At 69.9% G+C, this 2,616-nt stretch carries 3 protein-coding genes; 1 reads left to right on the top strand and 2 read right to left on the bottom strand.

The window, feature by feature from the left end; genetic code table 11:
* The coding region (locus QZ483_RS13460) for an iron chelate uptake ABC transporter family permease subunit (protein ID WP_297084874.1) at positions 1-690 on the bottom strand (690 nt) is incomplete at its 3' end.
* A gap of 5 nt (positions 691-695) precedes the next feature.
* Positions 696-1,703: a siderophore ABC transporter substrate-binding protein gene (locus QZ483_RS13465; protein ID WP_297084876.1), complete on the bottom strand. Its 1,008-nt coding sequence runs from the start codon at positions 1,701-1,703 to the stop codon at positions 696-698.
* 387 nt (positions 1,704-2,090) lie between these two features.
* Between QZ483_RS13465 and msrB the strand changes: the two genes are divergently transcribed.
* The gene (msrB, locus tag QZ483_RS13470) at positions 2,091-2,516 is read left to right on the top strand and encodes a peptide-methionine (R)-S-oxide reductase MsrB (protein WP_297084879.1); all 426 of its coding nucleotides are present in this window, start codon (positions 2,091-2,093) and stop codon (positions 2,514-2,516) included.
* Positions 2,517-2,616 lie beyond the last annotated feature (100 nt).

A 2,616-nucleotide genomic window follows, 5' to 3' on the forward strand; every position in this document is an offset into this window, starting at 1 on the left:
GATGTTCGTGGCGAACTCGCGCCCCATGCCGGCGGCGGTGAAGCGGTTGGCGAACACGTAGGCGATCACCGCCACGACGCCGGCGAACCACAGCGTCTCGTAGCGGCCTTGGATGACGCCGGAGAAGTCGCCGTTCATCCACACGCTCAGGGTCTGGGTGAGGTTGTTGCGGTAGGCGAAGAACTCGGCGATCGCGCCGAACACGCCGCCCAGCAGCAGGCCCACGAGCGGCACGAAGATGACGTCCTTGAACTGGATGCGCTGGATGATGCCGATGAACAGCGCGGTGCCGGCCAGCGCGAAGACCATCGCGATGAGGATCTTGGTCATGATCGACGCGCCCGCGAAGACGAGGGTCGCCGTCAGCAGGCCCAGACCCGCGGCGTCGATGGTGCCGGCGGTGGTGGGCGCGACGAAGCGGTTGCGCGCGAGGTGCTGCATGATCAGGCCCGCGACGGCCAGCGCGGAGCCAGCGAGCAGCAGTGCCACGGTCCGCGGGACGCGGCTGATGAGGAAGACCTCGCGCGCCTCTGGGTCCGTGAATAGCCCGGCTAGGTCGACATCCGCGACGCCGACGAACAGCGACACCACGGCGAGCACGAGCACGACCGCGGCCGCCGCCCAGGGGGCGACGGCCGCGGTGCGCGAGGCGCGCGTCGGGCGCGCGCTGCTCGTGGTGCGAGAGGTCACGCGGATCAGCCGACCAGCGAGCCGACCTCGTCGATGATGGTGCCCACGGCGGTCAGGCCGCCGAAGGACAGGTACCACTTCTCGGTGTCGACGTAGAGGACGTCGCCGTTGGTGACGGCGGTGGTGCCATTGACGAGGTCGTTGTCGAGCCCGGCCTGGGCGGAGTCGCCCTCCTCGCCGATGGCCGCGTCGCGGTCCAGCACGATCAGCAGCGCCGGGTCCAGTTCCGCGATGAACTCGAACGAGATCGCGTCGCCGTGCTCGTCGATGGCGACCTGGTCGATCGCCGGCGTGATGCCGAGCAGGTTGTAGACGAAGTCGAAGCGCCCCTCCTCGGACGGCCCGTAGGCGGAGACCTCGCCCGCGCTGGTCATGACGACCAGCCCGGCGCCCTCGTCGGCGGCGTCCGCGGCCACGGTCTGCACGCCGGCGTCGACCTCGGCGAGAGCCGCAGCGGCCTCGTCCTCGAGCCCGAAGACCGCGCCGATCGTGGTGGTGTTGGTCTCGAAGCTCGACAGGAACGCCTCGGAACCCCAGCCGAACGACAGGTCGATGGTGGGCGCGATGGCCTCCATCTCGGGCAGCGTCGCAGCCGAGCGGCCGCCCACGATGATGAGGTCCGGCTCGGCGGCGTTGATGGCCTCGTAGTCGGGCTCGAACAGCGTGCCCGTGTTCTCCGTCGAGGTCGTGTAGTCGCTCAGGTAGGACGGCACCGCGTGGTGGGGGATGCCCACGACCGCGTCGCCGGCGCCCAGCGCGTCGATGGTGTCGAGGATGCCGTGCTCGACCACGATCACGCGCTCGGGCTGGAACGGGACTGTGACCTCGCCCTGCGCGGTCTGGACGGTGACCTCCGTGGGAGCCTCGTCGGTGGTCTCCTCGACTGCCGTGTCGAGGTCCTGAGCGGCGGCGTCCGCGCTCTCCTCGGTCTCGGGGTCTGAGGCGCACGCGGCGAGCGTGAGGGCAGCGGCCGCGAACAGCGCGGAGGCGCGCAGGGTCTTGGCGACAGGCATGGTTTCTCCAGGGTCAGATGAGGGTTCTCAGGACTTCGACGTCGAGTGCGGGCCGCGCTCGGCGGCGCTCGCGGGAATTACGCTAGCGGTAAGTTGCTAAAAAGCCAACACGGCTGGTCAGGTTGCCCTTACTTGGCTCGGTACCAGGAATGATAAAGAGCGGTAGGGGCGCACGCATCGCCAGGTGACCCGCGCATCGGCCCCCGTCGGGAACAAAACGGCGCCCGCCGGCGTCAGACACGGTGAACCTGCCACGGCGAGAGGCCGCGCAGCGCTTTCAGGTGAGAGCACGTGGCGCCCGGTCCAAACCCCCCTCAGCGGACCGGGCGTCTCGTGCGTTCACGCTGTGCGACGCGCGTAGGCTGAAGACCGATGGAAGGAGCGGCGATGACCCCCCGGATCACCAAGACCGACGCCGAATGGCGCGCGGAGCTGAGCCCCGAGGAATTCCACGTCCTCAGGGAGGCCGGCACCGAGCGCCCGTGGACCGGCGAGCTGCTCGACAACAAGCGCGAGGGCGTCTACCGCTGCCGCGCGTGCAGCGCCGAGCTGTTCCGCTCCGCCACCAAGTTCGACTCGCACTGCGGCTGGCCGTCCTTCTTCACCGCGGAGAACGACGCCGTGGTGCTGTCCGAGGACGCGACGCTGGGCATGATCCGCACCGAGGTGCGGTGCGCCACGTGCGACTCGCACCTGGGCCACGTCTTCCCCGACGCCCCGCAGACGCCCACCGGCGACCGCTTCTGCATCAACTCCGTGTGCCTGACGTTCGACGAGGGCGCGGACGGCGACTCCCCGGCGACGGACGCCTGACCTTGGCCGAGCCCCGATTCCGCCGTCCGGCCATGCTGGACCTGGAGGCGGCCGACCAGCTCGAGGGGGACATCGACCCCGCGGATCGCGGCCTGATCGC

This window comes from uncultured Demequina sp. (genome assembly GCF_913055775.1).
Lineage (GTDB): Bacteria > Actinomycetota > Actinomycetes > Actinomycetales > Demequinaceae > Demequina.